The organism is Streptomyces sp. NBC_00162 (assembly GCF_024611995.1).
Classification (GTDB): Bacteria; Actinomycetota; Actinomycetes; order Streptomycetales; family Streptomycetaceae; genus Streptomyces.
This window is the reverse complement of the sequence record NZ_CP102509.1, coordinates 462,204-482,568: the sequence shown is the minus strand read 5'-3', so window position 1 is coordinate 482,568 and position 20,365 is coordinate 462,204. Positions and strand designations below refer to the sequence as shown.

Sequence of the window (20,365 nt, the reverse complement as noted above, 5' to 3'; positions counted from 1 at the left end):
CCAGCGTCCCCAGCCCACCGACCCACGGCCACGGATCCTGGCGAAGTTCTTCCAGTCGGCCGGGCCAATGCGAGGTGTTTGTGGCGGCGTTCCCCGCTAAAGCCAGCAGGACCGCCAGCCCCGCGCTCACCCCAGCCAGCGCAACAAGTACGGCCCGCCACACCCTCATGCGCCCACCCCCGGCAACACGATCTCCTGTGCTGGACCCTAGCGACCGGCTGAACGCACCATCAGCGGAACGCCACAAGACCGCATGAATACAGCTCTCCCCGGTCCAGAGTTGTCTGTACGAACTTGCCATCTGCCTGCCGATAGCTCACATCAGCAGGAACCACCACGATCACCGCTCTGTGTACGAGGTCCATGGGGCCTTGATCGAGACCCCGGCGAAGGTTCCCAGCGTGGACCAGCGGTCATGCAGTGGCATGGCGCGAAGAGCGGGTACAGAATTCGACACCACTGGCACGCGTGGACTTCTCATCACCCTGTCCAACCGGACAAGCGATGGACAGGGTGATGAGAATTGGGCCAGCTCAAATGCGGCCCTACACCCCCACAGCGGCCGGGAACGTGGAAGGGTATTCGTAGAGGTATGCAAGGGTGCATACTCGAAGGCATGGCAGATACAACTATGAAGGTCGACTCCGCTACCCGAGACCGCTTCGCCGCCGTCGCTGCCGCCCAGGGCAAGAGCGTGCGCGCCTACCTGGCGGAGCTGGCGATCGAAGAAGAGAACCAGCTCGCCCTCGGCAGGGCGACCGTGGCGTTCCGAGAAGCCGTGGGCAAGCCGGGCATCGCAGAAGCCTTCGACCGGGAGTTCGGCGGCCTCCCGTCGTCCGCGACCACGCGCCGGGCGGCCTGACCCTTGGAACTGCACATCGACATCCGGTGGCTCCTGGACCGGCAGGAAGAACTCCTCGGGAAAGAGCTGGGAGTACTGGACTACTCGGGCCTGGTCGCCGCAGTCGCCCGCCACCGCGTGAACACCCCCGCCCTGGCCACCGACGAACCCGACGCCTACTGGCGGGCCGCCGCCCTCCTGGAACAGATCGTGCTCCTGCGCCCGCTGCCGGCCCGCAACGAATACTTCGGATACGGCGTCGCCGTCGCCTACATCAGGGCCTCCGGCAAGACCGTGGACGACACCTTCGAACCCTGGCGCGACCTCATCAACGACATCCGCGCCCTGCGCCTGAACGTCTACGATGTCGCCGACCGACTGCGCTCGCTGCGCCCCAGTACCTGATCGGGGCCTTCAGGCAAAAAGACTGCAGGTGCCACGGTCTCAACGCCGGGCTGCGTCCGTCCACTGGGCAAGGGATTCGCGGATTCGCAGTGTGTCGGGATGGGACGCACCCAGCGCTCGGGCGTGGTCAGCTGCCACCGCCGCCAGCAGGTCCCGTGCCCAAGCAGGGTCTCCCGTCGCCCCCACCAGGACGGCGTGACTGTGGCGTGACACCAGGGTGTGGGGGTGGTCCGCACCGAGCATTCGGGTGCGGTCCTTCACCACGGCGGCGAACAGGTCCCGTGCCGTCGCGACGTCGCCCGTCGCCGCGACCCAGTGAGCGTAGTTGTGCCGGGACACCAGGGTGTCGGGATGGTCTGCGCCCAGTACCCGGGTGCGGTCCTCCACCACCGACGCGAACAGACTCGAGGCCCGCTGGCCTGCACCTGCTTCCCCGTCCAGCGGGCGTAGTCGTGGCGGGATGCGAGGGCGTCGGGATGATTCGCGCCCAGCAGCCCGGTGCGGTCAGAGACCACCGCCCGCATCTGGGCTCGTGCCTTCCTGGCATCTCCCGCTACCCCCATCCAGAGGGCGTACTCGTGGCGGGACGCGAGGGTGTCCGGATGATTCGCGCCCAGTACCCGCGTACGGTCCTTCGCCACCGCCGCCATCAGGTCACGCGCTTTGGCTGCATCACCCGCTTCCCCTGCCCAATGCGCGTGATTGTGACGGGCCAGCAAGGTGGCCACGGCCACTGGACCCAGCTTTCGGGCTGAGCGCTCGGCCAGCTCGGCGTAAAGACGGCAGGCGGCGGGCGTGTCTTCAAGGCGCTCCGCTTCGGCGGCCTCGCGGGTGAGGCTGATGAGAGCGAGCATCTCCGGATCGACGGGGCGCCCCGGTACCGGGGAGGCGATGGCGCCTCTGCTGTCCTGGTCTGGGCATGAGGACCATGTGCGGGCGGCTTGGATGCCTCGGGCAGCTCGGGCAGCTGAGGTGTACCGGGCGGGGAGGCGGCGGAGCCTGGGCGTGAGGGCACGGACGGAGTGCCTGCGGAGGTGGGAGCCGTGAGGGCGGTCCGCATCGCCTGGGCGTCGGGGTAGCGGTCGTCGGGATTCTTGGCGAGGGCGCGCGCGATGACTGCTTCGAGGTGGGGACCGGCGTCGGTGCCACGGCTAGCGAGGGTCGGGGGTGCTTGCATGGCGTGCTGGTACATGAGTGCAAGGGAGTCGGCACCGTCGAAGGGGAGCGTCCCGGTCAGCATCTGGAAGAGAACCACGCCGACCGCGTAGAGGTCGGACCGCGCATCGGGGGTGGCGCGGCCCTGAAACTGTTCAGGTGCCATGTACGGCAGGGTCCCGATGACCGCGTGCGTACCGGTGAGGGCGGTGCTGCCGGCTCCGTCGACCGCGCGCATGATTCCGAAGTCGGCGACCTTCGCGAAGCCCTCCCGGTGAGAAGGACGTTGGCCGGTTTGATGTCTCGGTGGACCATCCCCCTGATGTGGCTGGCCGAAAGAGCGGCCAGTACCTGGCGGGAGATTCGGACCGCCTCGGTGAGCGGAAGGGGCCCCTCCGTCTTCAGGCGGCCGTCCAGGGAGGGGCCGTGGACCTGCTCCATCACGAAGTACGCCACCGGCGGGCCCTGGGGACACGGCTCCTCTCCAGTGTCGTAGACGGTAACGACGTTGGGATGGGACAACGAGGCCATCGCCTGCGCCTCACGCCGGAACCGGGACGCGTGCCCGTCGTCCAGCCCGAGCCCCGTCTTCATCACTTTGACGGCCACCGCCCGCTCCAGGCGTTCGTCCCAGGCCCCGTACACGACCGCCATACCGCCCCGGCCGAGCAGGCGATCAATGTGATACCGGCCGCTGGCCAGGGTGTCGCCCACCCTGAAGATGTCCCCCATCAAGCCGATCATAGGGTGAAGCTAAGGCGCAGGGCAGAGCCTCGTATGGGTTGGCCTGATGCCGAGCTCTTCTCCGCAACGACCGAAGGCGCAGCATCTGTCGGGAATTGCCGCAGGCAGCCGGCTCGATGGCTGCTCAGCCACGACGAGGCGTGCGGCGCTGGAGAGCGATGCCGGGCCCAGCCGCAGCGCGGCGGCAGCCGCCCCCCATCAGGCCGTTCCGGGCGATGCGTTCGCCTCGTACAGAGTCCGGATCGACGGCGGGGTACGGTCCGCGCCCACCTCGGACGCGGACCGGGGCATTTATCGCCCGCCATGTATCGGCCCTCCTCCGCGGAGGGCCGCCTGTTGCCCCCAAGATCACCCGAAGTCGGCAGCGGCGTGGCGTGGCAATTCGAGCCACTGACCTGGGTCAACCTGGTCCTGCACATCCTTGTCGTCCCCACTGCCGCCGTCCTCGCCCACTACGTCCGCAGACTGACCGCGCGGCAGACAGCCAGGCTAAGGGCTGTCCCGTAACTGATCTTTGGCACGAGAGTGGTCGGCTGAGATCGGATCTTGGGTCCCACCCGTTGGAAGAGGCGCCGGCCTCGGTTCACCCCTGTGACCGCACGACACAGCAGCGGATGGCAGGGGCCGTCCTCCCGGCAACGTGTGGATCCACCCGCCCGGGGAGATGAGCAGGACCCTGTTATCGTGCGCCGATGTCAACGCGCGGGAGGCGAGCTGCTCGATCAGGCGCTCGACTTCGTTGGTCGCGGTCGAGGACGGGCCTTCAGCGCTCCAGCTTCAGGCGCCGGAACGCCGACGGCGAGCATGCCCGACGGCTGCGACAGCCGCCAGGGGGCATCTGGGAGGTCATCGAGCTGCCGGTGCTAGTGGCGCGGCCAGGACTTCCTGGATGGAGATCTGGTACGAGACCAGCGAGATCACATGGCGGAGCAACCTGCCCGACGAGGTCGAGGCGGAGCTGACGGAGACGTTCCAGCGGTGGAGCGAAGAACCAGACACGTCCCTGGACAACGAGTAGGGGAACGTCATGCGCTGCATCTGGAACGACTTCTTCCGCAGGGGTTGACGCAGGCATTTGCCAGGCGGATCGTGGGCGCCTCAGCCGAACGAACGCTGGAGGTCCCGTGACCGACGAGTACCGCACCAGAGAACTGATGCTGCCAGCCGGCACCGCCACGATCCTGGGGACAGCCGACATGGACTTGACCGATGCCGAGCTACTCGAGCGGTACCCGCGCGTGGCCGAGATACTGGCCCGTTGGGAGCAAGAAGTTCGGGTGTGATCCCGCGAGGGACAATCCCAGGCCGACGCCCCTCTCGTTCCTCCCCACGGGAGGGTCGTCGGCCCGCAGGCAGCCGCATCCCAATCGTCGCCTGTAGTTCCAGTGCTGCCGCCCGCAGATCGGCCTGCGCCTCGGCGACCTGTCCGAGAACGGTGATGAGCGCTTCGGTCTCGAGGCGGGTGAGAATTGCCAGCCGTTCGCCCGGCTCGTCCAGCTGCTCGTACAGGTCATAGTGGGCCATTCCGTGGGTAACGGTGCCGGGCCCCGGGCGGTCACGGACGCCGGGCAGTCTGCCACCGACGCACGCCGGCGCGAACTGCGTTCGCTCACCGCCTGGATGGCGGCGCGGATGCGGCCCGTGAGGGCTGGGGGCGGAAGCTTCTGTGCGGCCGAGGAGCTCGGGCAGGCCCTGGCGGGTGGCGGCCAGGACCACGTGGTCCTCGGCCTTGAGGACGTACCCCGGGGGGCTGCCATACCGCGCGGATCCCACGTCGACGCAGGTGGGACCGGATGGCACGGGAGGAATAGGCCCGGTCCGCGAGCACGGCCAACGGCCGGGTTCGCGGCCTGCCGGGCCCGCCACGTGGGACGCGGATGCCGGCCATGCCGGCCTCGAAGGCCGGTGCGTCGCTGGCCTGGCCCGCGGTGACGGTCAGGGCCAGAGGCCGTGCACGACTGTCGGAGGCCAGGTGGACCTTGGTACTCAGGCCGCCGCGTGAGCGTCCGAGGGCGTGATCGGCGGCCTCGCTGCGGCCTTCGCTTCGCATTCCCCTTCCACCAGCTCGAGGACCTGCTGGACAAGGCGGGCGACGCGGCAGTCGCCAGGGCCCGGACGAATGATGCGGATCTCGAATATTGGTTCTGGCCGCGCTTCCGTGACGGGCGCGCCAGCGAGACGGCCCGCGTCCAGGCTGTGCCGGCCTGCCACCGCGCAACAACCTCAGCAGGCCTTCACGCAAGTGCGGCCAGTACCGCATAGGCACGTCCGCAGGATCATGTGGAGGGTGTCAGCTGTGACTGCGGTGTCGTGCGTGTGCTGCCCTCGGTCAGCAGCATGATGGCGGTGAGTACGACGATGGCGGACGCCGATACGTGAACACTCAGCGCTGTGGTGAATGTGCCGCCATGGGTGACGACCGCAAGCGCGTCACCGATCGGAATGATGGCGTCGATGAGGACCACCCAGCCGAGGATTCGCCGCTGCCCGAGCGTGAGCAGCAGGAACACGGCGGATGCCACGGCGATATCGCGTACGCCCTTCACGACGAAGTAGCCGTCGGCGTTCCCCTGTGGCCAGGGGGTGATGCCGAATCCGGCGGGTGCACCGTCAGGGTTGAGCAGGAAATTGAGCCCGAGGCACAGAACTGCGACGCCGGTCAGTGCGGCAAGGGCAGTGGTGATGTGACGCCTCTTCATGGATCCTCCGAGAGGGAGAGCGGGGCCTGTGGGTCCGTGCCTGCGTTGTCCGGCAACTGCTCGCTCGTGCGGTCAGGCAGGGGCCGCACTGGTTTGGCCACTGGGGGACCTCCGGACCGGGGTGCCCGGGCTGTGCCGGATCAGGGTGATGCCGTACGCGACGATCCAGACGACCCACAACAGCCAGCCGGCGAGGCCGAGGAGGCCCAAGGCCCCGCCGTTGCCGATCGCCCAGTGGGCGAGGGTGGCGGAACTGAACTGCAGTGCGGCGGCGAGCAGCCCCAAGGTGCCGTGCCACGGCCGGATCACGCCGGTGCGCAGGCCGCCGACGGAGAGGCCGAGGAGGGCGAGCGCCAGAAAGGTTCCGTTGAGGGTGAACACCGCATCGTGCAAGGCCCAGAGTGCCGTGGTCGCGGAGGGGTCGTGCGGGGCTGTCGAGGTCAGGGCGAGGCGGGTCGCGATGACCCCGGCGAAGGTGACGTTCTGCAGGGCCAGTCCGGCGAGTCCGAGCAGCGACCACGCTTCGCCGCGGTCGCGCTCGGACCTCCGCAGCGCGACGAGCGCACCGGCGCCGAACAAGGTGGCCAGGATCCAGGCGGCGGGGGCGAGTGCTGAGCCGATGCCGACAGCGGTGCCTTCCTCAGCGAAGAACTCGGTGACCTTTCCGATCTCTGCCCCGGTGAGGGGCAGCCCGGCGGGCACCATCATCGCGTTGCTGAGGGTGATCATGGCGGCGAAGCCTATGGCGGCCATGCCACCGATCCAGGAGAAGCCGATGTTGGCCAACTTGGATTGACGTGTCATATATTGATTATAAGCAGCGTAAATCTGGAGAGGGCAAGGCATGAGTGCAGAGCAGGACCGACGTCGCTATGACTCACTGCGTCGGACGACGCAGGCGCTGGAGACCCGGGCCGAGATCGCCCGCGCTGCACGCCGGCTCTTCGACACCCAGGGCTGGGCGGGCACGACCGTGCGCGACGTGGCGCGCGAGGCGGGAGTCTCCGTGCCCACGGTCTACGCGACGTACGGAAACAAGACCGGGCTGACCCGGGCCGTGGCCGATTCGGCCGACCTGTCCGCCGACGCGCCGCAGATGCTCGCGGAGTTGGAGGCCGCAGCGGCGGACCCTGGGCGCCAGCTAGCGGCGATGGCCGCCTACGACCGGCGGCTGTTCGAGCGCGCGGGCGACGTCATCATGCTGATCCGCGAAGCGGGCCGCAGCGAACCCAAGCTCGCCACGGCTTACCGTGACGGCCGCGAACGGGGCGACGAAACCCGGGTTCAGGTCTTCTCGTCCTGGCCGGACGGCACCCTTCGACGCGACCTGGACCTGGGGTCTGCCGTCGACATCTACGCAGCCATCTGCAACATCGACGTCTACACCACACTCACCACCGAACGTGGCTGGCTACCCGGTCGTATCGAGGAGTGGTGGGGCCAGGCGCTGGTCCGCGAGCTTCTGAGTTAGACATACGCCGAACACCTCCGTCTTCACCCCGCCTGGCGCCCCCGAATGCCTGGCCTGGTTGCAGGGCCGTCTCTGGCGTAGCCGTCACGGAAGAACGGCCAGAACCGTTTTCAGGAAGCCTCATCACCTCGGCGGCGTGCGGCCGGACGGCCAGTTGTGCGCAGTAGCCGCACGCTCGTTCGGCCGCGTGGAAGGATGAGTGCATGTGGTTGCGACTGCCGTTCGGGGACGAATTACGGACCGAGCTGGGATCTCCCAGGCGCTCTCGCAGACTGGGCAGCAGCCCTCGCTCGCGCGTGTGGCGCGTCGAGTTGCCAGAGGCAACGGCGGTGGTGAAGCAGATCGTCGGCGGTCTTGATGCCGACGAGCGATACGCCCGTGAGGTGGCCGCCCTGAGGCTCGCCGCCCGAGCTGAAATACCCGTGGTGCCCGCGTTGCTGGCCACCGATCCCAGCGAGCGGGTCTTGGTGCTGGAGCATCTGGATCACCGACGCCCGGCCAGCGACTGGATCGTCGACTATGCAGCCGCGCTGGCACGGCTGCATGCCACCGCCCGCCCGGAGGACGTCGGGGTACTTCCCCGGTGGCAGGGCCCGAACGAGGCCGATATCGAGTCTTTCCTGCAGCTGGCCGGGGCTCTGGAGGTTCCTGTCACTTCTGCCGTGTCCGGCGAACTCGATGACCTCGTGAACCGGCTCGACCAGGCATCTGGGCATGCCCTTCTCCACGGGGATCCCTGTCCCGGTAATGATCTCCACACCGCCACGGGGATCCGATTCATCGACTTTGAGCAAGCGTCACTGGGCAGCGGCTTGATGGAGCTCGCCTACCTGCGCATCGGCTTTCCGACCTGCTGGTGTGTCACTTCAGCGTCGGAGCCGCTGCTGGAACGGGCGGAGAGCGCATACCGCAACGAATGGCGCACCCTGACCGGCTCCGATGCCCAAGACGGGCTCGCTGACGCGTGTGCCGGCTGGCTGCTCCGCGGCGACGCGCTGGTTGAGCGGGCACGCCGCGAGAGCACTGATCACCTGGCCCGGATTCCGCACCGGGACTGGACGTGGGGCACCGCGACCGCCCGACAACGGCTCGTCCACCGGCTCGGGGTCGTTGGCCAGATGACGGCCGACCACACCTCCCTTAGCGGCATGAGCAGCCTCAGCACCGCTATGCGCCAACGTATGCTCGCTCGCTGGCCCACGCTTCTGCCCGTCCCAGCAAAGCGACCATAGAGGTCGGCTGAAACCCCCAGAATCGTCGACGAGTCACTGGCATGCCGACCTATCTCGTGCGCGGCGGCAGTGTTGCATTGCGCCAATGGATCGACCTGTTCGTCGACTTCCTGGTCACCAAGCACGGCCTCGCCGACGCCCTGCAGTCCGACAGCGACCGCCAAGGAGGCCCCCTGCCGCGCCAGCTTGAGGGGGCGTATGGGGTCACTCAGCGGGCTGGTACTCGGCGACGGTGTCTGGGCAGTCGGCCGCCACGGTGTGAAGTCCCTCGGCACCCAGGGCCATCGGCCGTAATCGGCTGCCTCGGCACTACTCTCCCGCAGGTACGAGGAGGTGAGCGCGTCGGTCAGGCTGATCACGGCGAGGCCAGAACCCCGGGGCCGGTGTCCCGGCCTGGCCAGCGTGGCGGCCGGCGACTACCGCGACACGCGCGGGGTCGGGAGGGGTGCCTTCGAGGCGAAGGATTTCGCCTGCGCGCGCGTCCTGCCGGGCCGGTGGCCGGCGGTGGGCTAGAACGAGGGCCAGCCGATTCAAAATGCCGAGGTGATGTGATGGATCAGGCGGGTGCCCCAGGGGAGTCCGGCGTCGTCCGGGGGCCCGGGCGTCGGCTGATGCTGGGTTTGGCAGCCACCACGATCGGATCTTGGACCGTCGGGACTGCGGTGGCCCGCGCCGCAGCCGGAGTCGACGAGGCCGTTCGCCTGGTGTCTGCTGGGTGCGGATTGGACGTGGAGGCCGAGAACGCTCTGGCAGGTTCCCCCGACTGGCGGATCAGCCGGAGGGGCCCGGCGCGGGCCATCGAAGGGTTCGCCGACCGGGTCAGCGTCCGTCCGGGGGAGCGGCTCGGTCTGCGGGTATCGACGACGTCCGCGTACTACACCGTCCGTGCGTATCGGATGGGCTGGTACGGAGGGGCCAGGGCCCGTCTGGTGTGGCGGTCGGCCGCCCTGCCGGGTGTTCTCCAACCGCCGGCCCTGCTCGACCCCGACACACGGACGGCCCGCGCCAAGTGGTGTGAGACGGCGCGGATCGACACCTCCGGCTGGCCGGAGGGCAGTTACCTGCTGAGGCTGGACACCCAGGACGGGCAGGCGCAGCGGTTCATGCCAGTCACCGTACGGTCTGCCTCGGCGGCCGGCCGTACGGTGATCATGAACTCAGTGGCCACCTGGCAGGCCTACAACCGGTGGGGCGGTGCGGACCTCTACAGGGGGGTGACGGGCAGGAGGGGATCACGGTCCCTTCAGGTCACCTTCGACCGTCCGTACGAGAACAGGCAGGGCGCGGGTCAGTTCCTCCCGTACGAGGCACCCTTGATCGCGCTGGCGGAACGCATGGGCCTTCCCCTGGCGTACACCACGGGCGTGGACGTGGCCCGCCGTCCCGACTTCCTCATGGGGGCGGCTGCCATGGTTTCGCTGGGCCACGACGAGTACTGGAGCCCCGAGCAGCGCCGCCACGTGACCCGGGCGCGCGACACAGGTACGAACCTGGCAGTCCTCGGGGCGAACTGCTGCTACCGGCGGATCCGCTTCGAGGCCTCCGCCGTGGGGCCGGACCGCAACGTGGTCTGCTACAAGGATGACTACGCCAAGGACCCCGGCTTCCAGCGGGGATCCCCGCCCACCCACGATTTCCGGCGCACGCCCGGCTCCGACCCCGAGAGCTCGCTGCTCGGCGTGCTGTACGACGGCTATCCGGTCGACGCCCCCTTCGTGGTCTCCCACCCAGAGCACTGGCTGCTGGCGGGTACCGGGGCGGGGGCGGGGGACTCCTTTCCCCACCTGGTGGGTGTGGAGTTCGACCGGGTGAACGCGGCGCACCCGACGCCGCGGCCGGTCGAGATCCTCGCGCACTCACCGGTGGTGTGCAAAGGCCGCCCCTCGTACGCGGACACCGCGTACCTGTCGCTCCCGGGCGGGGCCGGGGTCTTCGCAGCGGGCACCATGCGCTGGGTGGAGGCCCTCGACGCGGGCGCCCCCGGAGGAGGCAAGGCGAGCCACGGGTTGGACGCGCGGGCCGGTCACTTTACCCGCACCGTCACCGCCAACGTGCTCCGGGCGTTCGCGAAGGGCCCGGCCGGTCGCGCCAGGCCCGCTGAGGACAATCTGGCCGTTCACTACGGGACATGACCGTGATGCCCGGCGTGTACGGGTGTAGGGGGCGGCGAAGAAGTGGAGGCGCTCGGTGACGGAGCCCGGGCTCATGTAGGCGTCGAGCACGTGTGTGAGCGGCCCGAGTCTGATGCCGAGTTGTTCGGCGCTCTCGCGGCGGATCGCGGTGTGCGGGTCTTGCGCGTCGAGCAGTCCGGCCGCCGCCTCGATGAGCATGCCGTCGGGGTGGCCGTTCACGTAGGCCGGGTAGCGGAACTGGCGGGTGAGCAGGACGCGGCTGCGTTCGGTGTCGTAGGGCAGGACGACGGCGCCGTTGCCGCGGTCGTAGGTCTCGCGCTGCTGGCTCTCCCACCGTCCGTCGCGGCGCCGGTAGTCGAAGGTGGTGCGGCGCAGGACGTGCCAGCCCTGGGAGGTGAGTTCGACGTCGCCTATCCGGACGTCGGGGTTGCGGTCAAGGTCGCGTCCGGCGAGGTGGAGACCAGTGCGTCCGCGGTGATCGGGGGTGTCGACACCAGGGCTGCTCGTCACATGGTCTCCTGCGGGGTGCGGCCCGGAATCTCGGCGACGTCGTGGTAGACGGGCAGGCCGCGGCGGCGGGCGGTGGCGACGTCCTGGTCGGCACCGGTGGATCCGCCCGGCAGGCGCAGCACGGCGTCGCAATGGGCGAGCAGCCGGTCGGCGGTCGGGTAGAGCACCTGGTCGGCGAGGGAGTCGGTGGGGCCCGCGCCGGCGGAGCGGAGGACGGGCAGGGCGATCCACTCGCCGATCACGGGGAGATGTCCGGCCGCGAAGACGGGCCAGGCCGCGGTTTCCAGGCGGGCGAGGTTGGCGGCCATGGCCTGAGGGTCGCCGTCGGTGCCGGAACGGTAGGGACCTGCGATGAGGATGAGCAGGGGCTTGTCGGTCATGACGGCTAAGATACATGCAGAATCATGCAAGAACAGGAAGGAACGTGAATGCTGGCTGCTGAACGACGCGAGCACCTGCTCGATCTGCTCGCCCGCACGGGAAAGATCGTGGCCAAGGACGTCGCCGCCGAACTGGGCATTTCCGAGGACAGCGTGCGGCGTGACCTTCGCGATCTCGCCGCCGAGGGGTTGTGTCAAAGGGTGTACGGTGGCGCACTGCCCGCGTCTCCCGCAGTGGTGGACTACGACACCCGGCAGGCGGTGGCCCCGGACGGCAAGCGGAAGGTCGCCTCAGTGGCCGCCGCACTGGTGCGGCCGGGCGGCTCGGTGATCCTCGACGGTGGCACCACCGCCCTCGCCGTGGCGCGGGCGCTTCCGAAGGACCTCGCCTGCACGGTGATCACCCACAGCCCGACGATCGCCACGGCTCTGATCGACCACCCGCGGGCGGAGCTCTTCCTCCTCGGGGGGCGCGTCTTTAAGCACTCGGCGGTCACCTGCGGCGCCGCCGCGGTCGAGGCCGCACAGAACGTCTCCGCCGACCTGTGCCTGCTCGGCGTCACCGGCGTCCACCCCGAGGCCGGACTGACCACGGGGGACGCCGAGGAGGCGGCGATGAAGCGTGCCCTGTCCGCGCGGGCGGCGGACACCTACATCCTCGCCTCCTGCGAGAAGATCGGTACGGCCTCGCCGTACCGCGTCCTGCCGTGGGAGAAGATCACCGGGCTGATCACCGACGCCGATCCTCACGACACGGTCATCGAGCAACTCAAGGCACTCGGCGTGGAGGTCCTCGTAGCCCAATGAGAGGCGAATCCGGGATCTCGGACCGACAGGAGCGCCCTGTGAGGTGCTGAGCCCGTAGCGAATCGAACGATCTCCACGCGCAGTGCCTCCCGAAGTGGTGAACATCTGCTGTCCGTTCGTTGACTCTGGCTCAACTTCTGTGGTGACGGCTCGACGCTCAGTGCTTCGGGACGCTGCACAATGAGAACCAGCAGGTCAGCGCGTTGGCCCGAGGGTGGGCACGAGCGCGCCCGGCGCAGCTCCACAGAAGTTGAGCCTTCTGATGAACAGAGCCAATCCCGTCCACGCCGTACGCGCTCCCGTCACCGTCCAGGACCACGAGCGGGCCGTGGGGGAACCGCGGGTCGACGACCGGCTGCGCGGCGGCCTTCCTCGCCGGGCGGCGCGATGTTGCTGACGGCCCGGCCACCTGCACCGGCGCCTTCACGACGGGAGCCGGTGCAGCGGCGACGGCGGCCGGGGCGTGCTCCGCGGTTGCTCCACCGTGAACTGGGCGCGGGCGTAGTCGGCCATGTCGTCGTCGACGACCTTGGGGCGCCCGCCGTGACGGACACGCTCGCGGGCGGACGCCTGGCCTTCCAGAGACTTCTCCCGGATGTACTCGCGTTCGGACTCGTCCATGCCGGCGAAGAACGCGAACAGGACGGCGCCGTGCCCGGACGGGTCATACCCCTTGGAGGGGGCCGGTGAGGAGTTCGAGCTCGATGTCGTGGTGGCGCAGGTCCTCCGCGATGGCGTGGCCAGGAGCTCGGCGGCGCCGCGGCCCAGTCGCTTCATCTCGTGCACGGTGAAGATCACCCGCTGGTGGGGGACGGCCTTCTTGATGGTGCGGGCGAACTCCATCGCCTTGACGAACTCCGGGCGGACCTTGATCCGGGTGCTGATCTCGTCCGAGAAGACCGGGTCGCACCCCGGCCTCGGCGACGGCGTCGAGCTGGCTCTGGAGCTCTTGCTGGGCGGTGCTGCACCTCGCGTAACCCACTCTGGTGGGCTTCGAGGTGGCCTGCGGCACGGTGGCGTCGATGGCCGGGCCCCTCTCCCACGCGCGGCCGGAGCCGCGCACGGCGGGGTCTTCACCTCCAGCTCGGCGCGGAGCTGGGGGACGAGCATGAAGCGCGGGGTGTGGTACTTCGGGGCGACCTTGCCGCCGCGGGTGCAGCAGGTGCTCCCGGCGGGCACTTCACATGCGGGGCAGTCGAACTGTTCGATGATGGCGGCCGGTTCGACGGGCTCTGGCATGTCGCAGAACCTATCGGGAGGGGCTTTGGCAGACCGGACACGGTTCGCCGAGGGTCGAAATCTCTCAGAACTACTCATTTATGAGAAGGACCGAGGTTCTCGGTGTCGGCAATAGTGGCCCATCGGCGTGTGAGACGGCGGCATGCGTGGACGAGTTCGGGTGGGTGGAGGTCGGTGAGTTCGGTGTCGAAGGTGGCGAGGATGCCGGCGATGCCGGCCCAGGACCAGGCGCCGAGAGTGAGCCGGCAGTACTCGGTGTCGAGGTGTTCCACGACGGAGCCGCCTGGTGCCCAGCGGGCCACGATGTGAGCGGGCAGGTTGAGCCGGGCGGTGCCGGTGCATTGCCAGACGGCGGGGGTGTCGCCGCGGTCGTGGGTGCTCATCACGAAGTGGGCGAGGTCGGGGTGGGGAAGCGAGCGGGCGGCGAAGCACTGTGTGGTGGGGCGGGGGTGCAGTCGATCGACGCGGCGCACTCGCCATTCATTGTCGGTGAGGTCGTAGGCGACCAGATACCACCGGGCGGCCCAGACGACCAGGTGGTGTGGCTCAATGCGGTGGGCGGGCAGGTAGTCGGGGTCACTGGGTTCGGGGCGTGTGCCGTCGGGACGCAGTGTCTCGGTGACGAGGATGTGGCGGTGGCGTACCGCGGTTCCGACGGCGGTGAGGGCGGCCGGGTCGATGGGGGGCGCGGGGAACTCCCAATAGTTCTGCAGCCGAGTCAGGCGCAGGGATTCCATGGATGCGCGCAGCGCAGGGGGCATGACCTGGTGCAGAGCCGCCAGTGCCCGCGCCGCGTCGTCCCCGAGGCCGAACATCGTGCTTGGCGCGGTCTGCAGGGCCACCGCGACCGCGAGGGCCTGGTCGTGGTCGAACAGCAACGGCGGCAGGGTTCGCCCGGCTCCGAGCCGGTAGCCGCCGTCGGGGCCGTGGATGGTAGCGATCGGGTAGTCGAGCGCGCGCAAAGTTTCGATGTCGCGGCGGACAGTGCGTTCGCTGGTCCCGAGCCGGGTGGCGAGCTCGCGCAGCGACCACTGCCGTCCTGATCCGAGCAGAGACAACAGCCGCAACGCCCGGTGTGAGGTGTTCGCCATCGTCCCATCATGACCGGTAGTGGCCACTCGGTGTCCACTACCGGTGTCAGGGTGGGTTCTGTTCAGTGAGCAGCGGCGGAAAGGACGGTGCCGGGTATGCGGGTGGTCGTGGTTGGCGGCGGGATCGGCGGGCTTGCATTGGGGGCGGGGCTACGTCGCCAGGGGTTTGAGGTGGCGGTATTCGACCGCGACACCGATGTGGCGGCGACGGGCGGCTACCACATCACCCTGGACGAGCGGGCGCAGTCGGCGCTAAAAGATCTGGTGGAACCGGAGATCATGCAGCGGCTGCTGGCATCGGGGTCGGCGCTGCGACTGCGCGAGCGCGACGCCTTCTGGGATCGCCGCGGCCGGCTGCTGGGCCACGGGCCGGACCTCAGCGACAGTGCAAGTATCGACGTCGATCGGATCACCCTGCGGATGCTGCTGGCCGAAGCCGTCGGAGAGGCCCTGCACTTGGGATGCAACGTGTCCGGCGTCGGCCACGATGACCACGGCGCGCCCCGAGTGCTGTTCACCGACGGGGCGCCCGTTTCAGCGGATCTGGTGGTGGGCGCGGACGGCACCCACTCGGTAGTCGCCCGCCACTTGGCGGGAGGCCCGACCAACAGCCCGGCGGGCATCATCGGGTTCTCCGGCCGCACCCTCCGGCGAGACCTCAGCCCCGGCGAGCATCAGCGACTTGGGCCACGATCGGGGCTGGCGATCGGCCCGCGCGGAGCAGCGCTCTACATCGGGTTCCTTGACCCGGTCGGCAACACCGCGCTCGACGCTCCCGAGTTGCGGATGTCGGTCACCACCGGACCCACCTACATCTGGGGCGCCATGTTCCCCGAATCCACCAGCACCGATTCCCTGCGCGACCTGCGTGGCGGCGAACTGCAGGCCGCGCTGCTCGGCCGATTCCGCGAGCGGGGCTGGGCCGAGCACACACTCGAGGTCATCGCCCAAGCCGACCCGCACAGCGTGGCCGGATTCCGCTTCAACGCCGCCTCCACCCGCGCGAAGGATCTCGCGCCCTGGCCTGCAGGTCGTATCACCGCACTGGGCGACGCTGTCCACGCCACACCGCCCACCGCCGGAATGGGAGCGGGCGCGGCCATCCGCGACGCCGCCAGCCTGCTCACGCACGTCAGCGCCGCCGCCGACGGCACCGCCACCCTCACCGACGCCGTGGACCAATTCGAGGCCGGCATGCGCCAGCGCGGCAGCGAAGTCCTCACCCTGGCCATGAAGACCGTCCGGTGGATCCTGGCCACAGACACCACACTCGGCGCCGCAGCCACCGTCGTGAGCACCCCGATTCTGGCCGCAGCCGCCCGGCTACGTCACTGACGAGCCGCGCGACGCCCATGCCCTGCACCCAGAACAAAGGGTCGCGCACGCGCACGGGCCGGTAGCCAGTGGGTCCAAGCCGACCATCAGCAACCCTTCTTCGCTTGAAGTGGCCTGCATGTGCGATTGGACGCTTGTTGTTCAGTCCCAGTCAGCTGCGCGGGTGAGTAATTGTCAAGAGTTGTGGACGATGAGAGCCGCTGAGGCGGCGGCCGCAGTTGACGGGGACGTGTTCGGTCAGTGATCAACTCCGAGAAAGAGGACGGTGGCCCAGTCACTGGTGACCAACAGCAGGCTGCGCGACCATATGGCGCCCATGCCCGTGCGCGGGCCGTCGACGTCGCCGGAGCTTCGGACGGGCCCCAGATGGGCTTCGATGAGGTCGGCGATGCCATCGGCGAGTTCGCCTGTCAGCCGGATCTCGGCGGGTGTGCGCAGGTTGGCGTGTGGCCACCTGTTGGCGGGCTGCATGAAGCCGTCGGTCACCTGTTGGAGGAGGATGTCCCGCCAGGCTTGTGGTGACTCGAACGGGGCGACCGACGTCTGGCGCGCCTCGATCAGGGCCACGGCGGCCGTGACCGCCGGATGAGCGGCCTGTGTGGTCGGCGGCGACGCGCAGCCGCTGCACGGGGACGCCGTCATCGACGTCCGGCCGGACGCCTTCGACGTGCAGTTGATGTACTTTCCGCAGGCGGTGATGCTGGAGATGGGTGGAACGCTCACCGTGCCGGGCAGCCACCTCCGGCGGATCAACGAGTCCGACACCGACCGCTACCAGAACCTGCGCGGCCAGGACCGACTGGTCTGCCCGGCCGGGACCGTGCTGTTTGTGCACCACGGCCTCTGGCACGCGGGCCGGCGCAACGACAGCGACGCGATGCGGTACATGCTCAAGATCCGCTTCAATCCCAGGGTGCGTCAACAACGCCTGTGGAACACCGCGGATCTCGACGACCCGCAGGTGGCAGCGGAGCTTCGATGTTCCCGTGGTACGAGGCGGCGACCGGTCGGCTGGAGCGGTACAACCGCATCCTGCTGTGGCGGGTGCCGACCGGCGACGACGACTTCGACCTTGACCACTGCGTGACCAGGGTCTCCAACCGCCCCGCGGAGGTACAGATATGACGACCGAAGTAATCCTCCCCGAGCGGGCGGAAGGCGCCGCGCCGGTGCTGCGGCAGCAGGTGCTGGTCCTGTACTTGGCCACCTCGGCGCTGGACTCCCATGTCGTGGGCTGGTCGCTGTACGACGGCACGGGCCGCACCTCACCGACCACGGGCGACAGCGACGAGCCGCCGTACGAGTCGGGGGTGGCGGCGCTCCGGGCGGGCTGGCGGCTGATCCAGGCCGCTCAGCTGATCCCGCCGTACCCGGGTCATGAGTACGACGTCTCCTTCCTCAAGCACGAGTTTGTCTTCGAGTGGATCGTCGACGCGCGAGCGGAGCCGCAGGAGGCGGGCTCCGGGTAGGCGGGGCACCCCTCCTCGTGCGGGCGGCGGCGCCGAGCCGAGGAGGGGTGGGGTCAGGATCCGACCTTGCGCTTGTTGTAGACGTCGAAGCCGACGGCCGCGAGCAGTACCAGGCCCTTGATCACCTGCTGGTAGTCGGTACCCACGCCGACCAGCGACATGCCGTTGTTCAGCACGCCCAGCACCAGACCGCCGGTGAGCGCACCGAGGACGGTTCCCACACCGCCGCTCGCGGAGGCGCCGCCGATGAAGGCGGCGGCGATCGCCTCCAACTCGAAGTTGATGCCGGCCTGCGGCGTACCGGCGTTGAGTCGCGCGGCGAAGACCATCCCGGCCAGGGCCGCGAGGACGCCCATGTTTACGAAGGCCAGGAAGACGACCCGCTTGCTCTTCACCCCGGACAGCCGCGCCGCCGCCTCGTTGCCGCCGATGGCGTAGGTGTGCCGGCCGAGGATCGAGTTGCGCATCACGTATCCGAAGCCGACCAGCAGGACGCCGAGGATGAGCAGGACGATCGGCACGCCGTGGTAGCTGGCCAGTAGCAGCGTGAAGGCCACGACGGCCGCGGTGATCGCGCCGAGCTTCACCAGGAACAGCCCGGCCGGGAGCGGTTCCAGCCCGTACGAGGCGGCCCGCCGCCGTCCGCGCACCTCCTGCAGGATCGCGACGGCCAGCACCGAGAGGCCCAGTAGCAGGGTGAGGTTGTGGTAGTTGGTGTGGGGGCCGACCTCGGGGAGGAAGCCGCTGCTGATGTTCTGGAAGCCCTTGGGGAACGGCGCCACCGACTGGCCCTGCAGGAGGATCTGGGTCCCACCGCGGAACAGCAGCATGCCGGCCAGCGTGACGATGAACGAGGGGATCCCGAGATAGGCGATCCAGAAGCCCTGCCAGGCTCCGGCGAGGGCCCCGATCAGCAGCGCGGCCACCAGCGCCACGGGCCACGGCGCGTGGTGTTTGACCATCATCACCGCCGCGGCCGCCCCGACGAAGGCGGCGAGCGACCCGACAGACAGGTCGATGTGCCCGGCGATGATGACGATCATCATGCCGATGGCCAGGATGAGGATGTAGCCGTTTTGCTGGATCAGATTGGTGATGTTGAGCGGCTGGAGCAGGATGCCGTCCGTCCAGAACTGGAACAGCAGCACGATCAGCGCCAGTGCGAGCAGCATCCCGTACTGGCGCAGGTTGCCGCGCAGTGCTCGGGCCAGTACGGCACCGGCCGACGGTCGTTGGCCGGTCTGCGGTGTGCGGGGCGTGGTGTCCGGGGTGGTCTTGGTTTGGGCCATGCCTCACACCTGCTTGTCGGGGGATGCCGCACTCATGGTCATGAGCCGCATGAGGGATTCCTGGGTGGCGTCCGCGCGGGTCACTTCACCGGTGATCCGGCCTTCGGCCATGGTGTAGATCCGGTCGCACAGGCCCAGGAGTTCGGGGAGTTCGGAGGAGATGACGAGTACCGTCTTGCCCTGGGCGGCGAGTTCGGTGATGACGGTGTAGATCTCCGCCTTGGCACCGATGTCGATGCCCCGGGTGGGCTCGTCGAGGATCAGCACCTCCGGCTCGGCGAAGATCCACTTGCTGAGGACGACCTTCTGCTGGTTGCCGCCGCTGAGCTTGCCGGTCTCCGCGAACACCGAGGGGGCCTTGATGTTCATGGTCCGCCGGAACGACTCGGCGATCCGGGCCTCCTCGTGCCGGTCGACCCAGCCCCGCCGGGCGACCTTGCCGAGGGCGCTCAGTGAGATGTTCCGGCTGATGTCGTCGTTGAGGTTGAGGCCGAGCTGCTTGCGGTCCTCGGTCACGTAGGCGATGCCGTGCCCGATCGCCTCCGGCACCGTCCGGGTACGGATCTCCCGGCCGTCCAGCCGCACCCGGCCGCCGGTCCACCGTCCGTACGAGCGGCCGAAGACGCTCATGGCCAGTTCGGTGCGGCCGGCGCCCATGAGGCCCGCGATGCCGACGATCTCGCCTCGACGGACGTTGAGCGAGACGCCGTCGACCACCTTGCGCCGGTGGTCGATCGGGTGCTGGACGCTCCAGTCCTCGATCTCGAAGGCGACCTCGCCGATCTCCGGGGTGCGCTCGGGGTAGCGGTGTTCCAGGTCGCGGCCGACCATGCCACGGATGATCCGCTCCTCGGAGATGCCCTGGGGCCCGATCGCGATGGTCTCGATGGTCCGCCCGTCGCGCAGGATGGTGACGGCGTCGGCGACCCGGGCGATCTCGTTCAGCTTGTGCGAGATGAGGATGCAGGAGATGCCCTGGGCCTTGAGTTCGAGGATCAGGTCGAGCAGCTTGCGGCTGTCCTCGTCGTTCAGGGCGGCCGTCGGCTCGTCCAGGATGAGCAGCTTGACCTTCTTGGCGAGCGCCTTGGCGATCTCGACCAACTGCTGTTTGCCCACGCCGAGGTCGGCGATCCTGGTGTGCGGGCTCTCGTCGAGTCCGACCTGCCGGATCAGCGCGGCTGCGTGGGTCAGCGTCCGGTGCCAGCTGATGACGCCCCGGGTGGCGTGCTCGTTGCCGAGGAAGATGTTCTCGGCGATGGACAGGTAGGGCACCAGCGCGAGTTCCTGGTGGATGATCACGATGCCGCGCTGCTCGCTGGCCCGGATGTCCCGGAACCGGCAGGGCTCGCCCTCGAAGTAGATCTCGCCCTGGTAGCCGCCGTGGGGGTGGACCCCGCTGAGTACCTTCATCAGCGTGGACTTGCCGGCGCCGTTCTCACCGCAGACGGCGTGCACCTCACCAGCGGCGACGGTGAGGTTGACCTCGGAGAGGGCCTTGACACCGGGAAACGTCTTGCTGATCGACCGCATCTCGAGAACGGGTCGGGCCATGGTTGTGCATCCGTA

At 68.9% G+C, this 20,365-nt stretch carries 20 protein-coding genes and 5 pseudogenes; 12 read left to right on the top strand and 13 right to left on the bottom strand.

Annotated elements, in window-relative coordinates; translation table 11 throughout:
* Positions 1 to 616 precede the first annotated feature (616 nt).
* Positions 617 to 862, top strand: a complete 246-nt coding sequence (locus JIW86_RS02655; protein ID WP_257552312.1) for an antitoxin MazE7 — start codon at positions 617 to 619, stop codon at positions 860 to 862.
* 3 nt (positions 863 to 865) lie between these two features.
* The gene (locus JIW86_RS02650) at positions 866 to 1,246 is read left to right on the top strand and encodes a toxin Doc (protein ID WP_257552311.1); all 381 of its coding nucleotides are present in this window, start codon (positions 866 to 868) and stop codon (positions 1,244 to 1,246) included.
* Positions 1,247 to 1,285: 39 nt separating this feature from the next.
* On the opposite strand, the gene JIW86_RS02645 is transcribed toward JIW86_RS02650, so the two are convergent.
* From JIW86_RS02645 to JIW86_RS42005, 3 genes and pseudogenes are all read right to left on the bottom strand, one after another.
* Positions 1,286 to 1,687 (bottom strand): tetratricopeptide repeat protein, encoded by a 402-nt coding sequence (locus JIW86_RS02645; protein ID WP_257559197.1) that lies wholly within the window; start codon positions 1,685 to 1,687, stop codon positions 1,286 to 1,288.
* A gap of 208 nt (positions 1,688 to 1,895) precedes the next feature.
* Positions 1,896 to 2,660, bottom strand: a pseudogene (locus JIW86_RS42010) (protein kinase domain-containing protein); the annotation flags it as partial.
* 26 nt (positions 2,661 to 2,686) lie between these two features.
* A pseudogene (locus JIW86_RS42005) lies at positions 2,687 to 3,133 on the bottom strand (protein kinase domain-containing protein); the annotation flags it as partial.
* A gap of 901 nt (positions 3,134 to 4,034) precedes the next feature.
* On the opposite strand from JIW86_RS42005, the gene JIW86_RS02640 reads away from it, so the two are divergent.
* Both JIW86_RS02640 and JIW86_RS02635 read left to right on the top strand, forming a co-directional pair.
* Positions 4,035 to 4,163 (top strand): hypothetical protein, encoded by a 129-nt coding sequence (locus tag JIW86_RS02640; protein WP_257552310.1) that lies wholly within the window; start codon positions 4,035 to 4,037, stop codon positions 4,161 to 4,163.
* 106 nt (positions 4,164 to 4,269) lie between these two features.
* Positions 4,270 to 4,428: a hypothetical protein gene (locus tag JIW86_RS02635; protein ID WP_257559632.1), complete on the top strand. Its 159-nt coding sequence runs from the start codon at positions 4,270 to 4,272 to the stop codon at positions 4,426 to 4,428.
* A gap of 410 nt (positions 4,429 to 4,838) precedes the next feature.
* On the opposite strand, the pseudogene JIW86_RS02630 reads toward JIW86_RS02635, so the two are convergent.
* The 3 genes and pseudogenes from JIW86_RS02630 to JIW86_RS02620 form a co-directional block, all read right to left on the bottom strand.
* A pseudogene (locus JIW86_RS02630) lies at positions 4,839 to 5,210 on the bottom strand (transposase); the annotation flags it as partial.
* A 211-nt stretch (positions 5,211 to 5,421) separates the two neighbouring features.
* On the bottom strand, positions 5,422 to 5,844 hold the full coding sequence (locus JIW86_RS02625) for a DUF4267 domain-containing protein (protein WP_257552309.1): 423 nt from the start codon (positions 5,842 to 5,844) through the stop codon (positions 5,422 to 5,424).
* A gap of 72 nt (positions 5,845 to 5,916) precedes the next feature.
* Positions 5,917 to 6,648: a 2-oxoglutarate/malate transporter gene (locus JIW86_RS02620; protein ID WP_257552308.1), complete on the bottom strand. Its 732-nt coding sequence runs from the start codon at positions 6,646 to 6,648 to the stop codon at positions 5,917 to 5,919.
* Between the two features lie 40 nt (positions 6,649 to 6,688).
* Here JIW86_RS02620 and JIW86_RS02615 point away from each other — a divergent pair, with 40 nt between their 5' ends.
* From JIW86_RS02615 to JIW86_RS02605, 3 genes are all read left to right on the top strand, one after another.
* The gene (locus JIW86_RS02615; protein ID WP_257552307.1) at positions 6,689 to 7,315 is read left to right on the top strand and encodes a TetR/AcrR family transcriptional regulator; all 627 of its coding nucleotides are present in this window, start codon (positions 6,689 to 6,691) and stop codon (positions 7,313 to 7,315) included.
* Positions 7,316 to 7,518: 203 nt separating this feature from the next.
* Positions 7,519 to 8,547: an aminoglycoside phosphotransferase family protein gene (locus tag JIW86_RS02610; RefSeq protein WP_257552306.1), complete on the top strand. Its 1,029-nt coding sequence runs from the start codon at positions 7,519 to 7,521 to the stop codon at positions 8,545 to 8,547.
* A gap of 728 nt (positions 8,548 to 9,275) precedes the next feature.
* Positions 9,276 to 10,679, top strand: a complete 1,404-nt coding sequence (locus JIW86_RS02605; RefSeq protein WP_257552305.1) for a N,N-dimethylformamidase beta subunit family domain-containing protein — start codon at positions 9,276 to 9,278, stop codon at positions 10,677 to 10,679.
* A gap of 9 nt (positions 10,680 to 10,688) precedes the next feature.
* Here the strand turns inward: JIW86_RS02605 and JIW86_RS02600 are convergent.
* Positions 10,689 to 11,189, bottom strand: a pseudogene (locus tag JIW86_RS02600) (NUDIX domain-containing protein); the annotation flags it as partial.
* A complete protein-coding gene (locus tag JIW86_RS02595; protein ID WP_257552304.1) occupies positions 11,186 to 11,569 on the bottom strand; it encodes a DUF4406 domain-containing protein in 384 nt (127 codons plus the stop codon). The gene JIW86_RS02595 and the pseudogene JIW86_RS02600, both read right to left, overlap by 4 nt.
* Before the next feature lie 48 nt (positions 11,570 to 11,617).
* On the opposite strand from JIW86_RS02595, the gene JIW86_RS02590 reads away from it, so the two are divergent.
* Together JIW86_RS02590 and JIW86_RS02585 are read left to right on the top strand one after the other, a co-directional pair.
* Complete coding sequence (locus JIW86_RS02590) at positions 11,618 to 12,376, top strand: DeoR/GlpR family DNA-binding transcription regulator (protein ID WP_257552303.1); 759 nt, start codon at positions 11,618 to 11,620, stop codon at positions 12,374 to 12,376.
* Between the two features lie 262 nt (positions 12,377 to 12,638).
* Positions 12,639 to 12,773: a hypothetical protein gene (locus JIW86_RS02585; protein WP_257559631.1), complete on the top strand. Its 135-nt coding sequence runs from the start codon at positions 12,639 to 12,641 to the stop codon at positions 12,771 to 12,773.
* A 26-nt stretch (positions 12,774 to 12,799) separates the two neighbouring features.
* Here the strand turns inward: JIW86_RS02585 and JIW86_RS02580 are convergent, their stop codons facing one another.
* On the bottom strand, positions 12,800 to 13,615 hold the full coding sequence (locus JIW86_RS02580; protein WP_257552302.1) for a recombinase family protein: 816 nt from the start codon (positions 13,613 to 13,615) through the stop codon (positions 12,800 to 12,802).
* A 74-nt stretch (positions 13,616 to 13,689) separates the two neighbouring features.
* Entirely contained in the window at positions 13,690 to 14,706 is a 1,017-nt protein-coding gene (locus tag JIW86_RS02575) for a helix-turn-helix transcriptional regulator (RefSeq protein ID WP_257552301.1), read from the bottom strand.
* A 96-nt stretch (positions 14,707 to 14,802) separates the two neighbouring features.
* Here JIW86_RS02575 and JIW86_RS02570 point away from each other — a divergent pair, with 96 nt between their 5' ends.
* Positions 14,803 to 16,041 (top strand): FAD-dependent oxidoreductase, encoded by a 1,239-nt coding sequence (locus JIW86_RS02570; protein WP_257552300.1) that lies wholly within the window; start codon positions 14,803 to 14,805, stop codon positions 16,039 to 16,041.
* A 237-nt stretch (positions 16,042 to 16,278) separates the two neighbouring features.
* Here the strand turns inward: JIW86_RS02570 and JIW86_RS02565 are convergent, their stop codons facing one another.
* Positions 16,279 to 16,608 (bottom strand): hypothetical protein, encoded by a 330-nt coding sequence (locus JIW86_RS02565; RefSeq protein ID WP_257552299.1) that lies wholly within the window; start codon positions 16,606 to 16,608, stop codon positions 16,279 to 16,281.
* A gap of 40 nt (positions 16,609 to 16,648) precedes the next feature.
* Here JIW86_RS02565 and JIW86_RS02560 point away from each other — a divergent pair.
* A pseudogene (locus JIW86_RS02560) lies at positions 16,649 to 17,166 on the top strand (phytanoyl-CoA dioxygenase family protein); the annotation flags it as partial.
* The gene (locus JIW86_RS02555) at positions 17,163 to 17,510 is read left to right on the top strand and encodes a hypothetical protein (RefSeq protein ID WP_257552298.1); all 348 of its coding nucleotides are present in this window, start codon (positions 17,163 to 17,165) and stop codon (positions 17,508 to 17,510) included. The pseudogene JIW86_RS02560 and the gene JIW86_RS02555, both read left to right, overlap by 4 nt.
* A gap of 53 nt (positions 17,511 to 17,563) precedes the next feature.
* On the opposite strand, the gene mmsB is transcribed toward JIW86_RS02555, so the two are convergent.
* Both mmsB and mmsA read right to left on the bottom strand, forming a co-directional pair.
* A complete protein-coding gene (gene mmsB / locus JIW86_RS02550; protein ID WP_257552297.1) occupies positions 17,564 to 18,799 on the bottom strand; it encodes a multiple monosaccharide ABC transporter permease in 1,236 nt (411 codons plus the stop codon).
* A gap of 3 nt (positions 18,800 to 18,802) precedes the next feature.
* Positions 18,803 to 20,350: a multiple monosaccharide ABC transporter ATP-binding protein gene (gene mmsA, locus JIW86_RS02545; RefSeq protein WP_257552296.1), complete on the bottom strand. Its 1,548-nt coding sequence runs from the start codon at positions 20,348 to 20,350 to the stop codon at positions 18,803 to 18,805.
* Between the last annotated feature and the right edge of the window lie 15 nt (positions 20,351 to 20,365).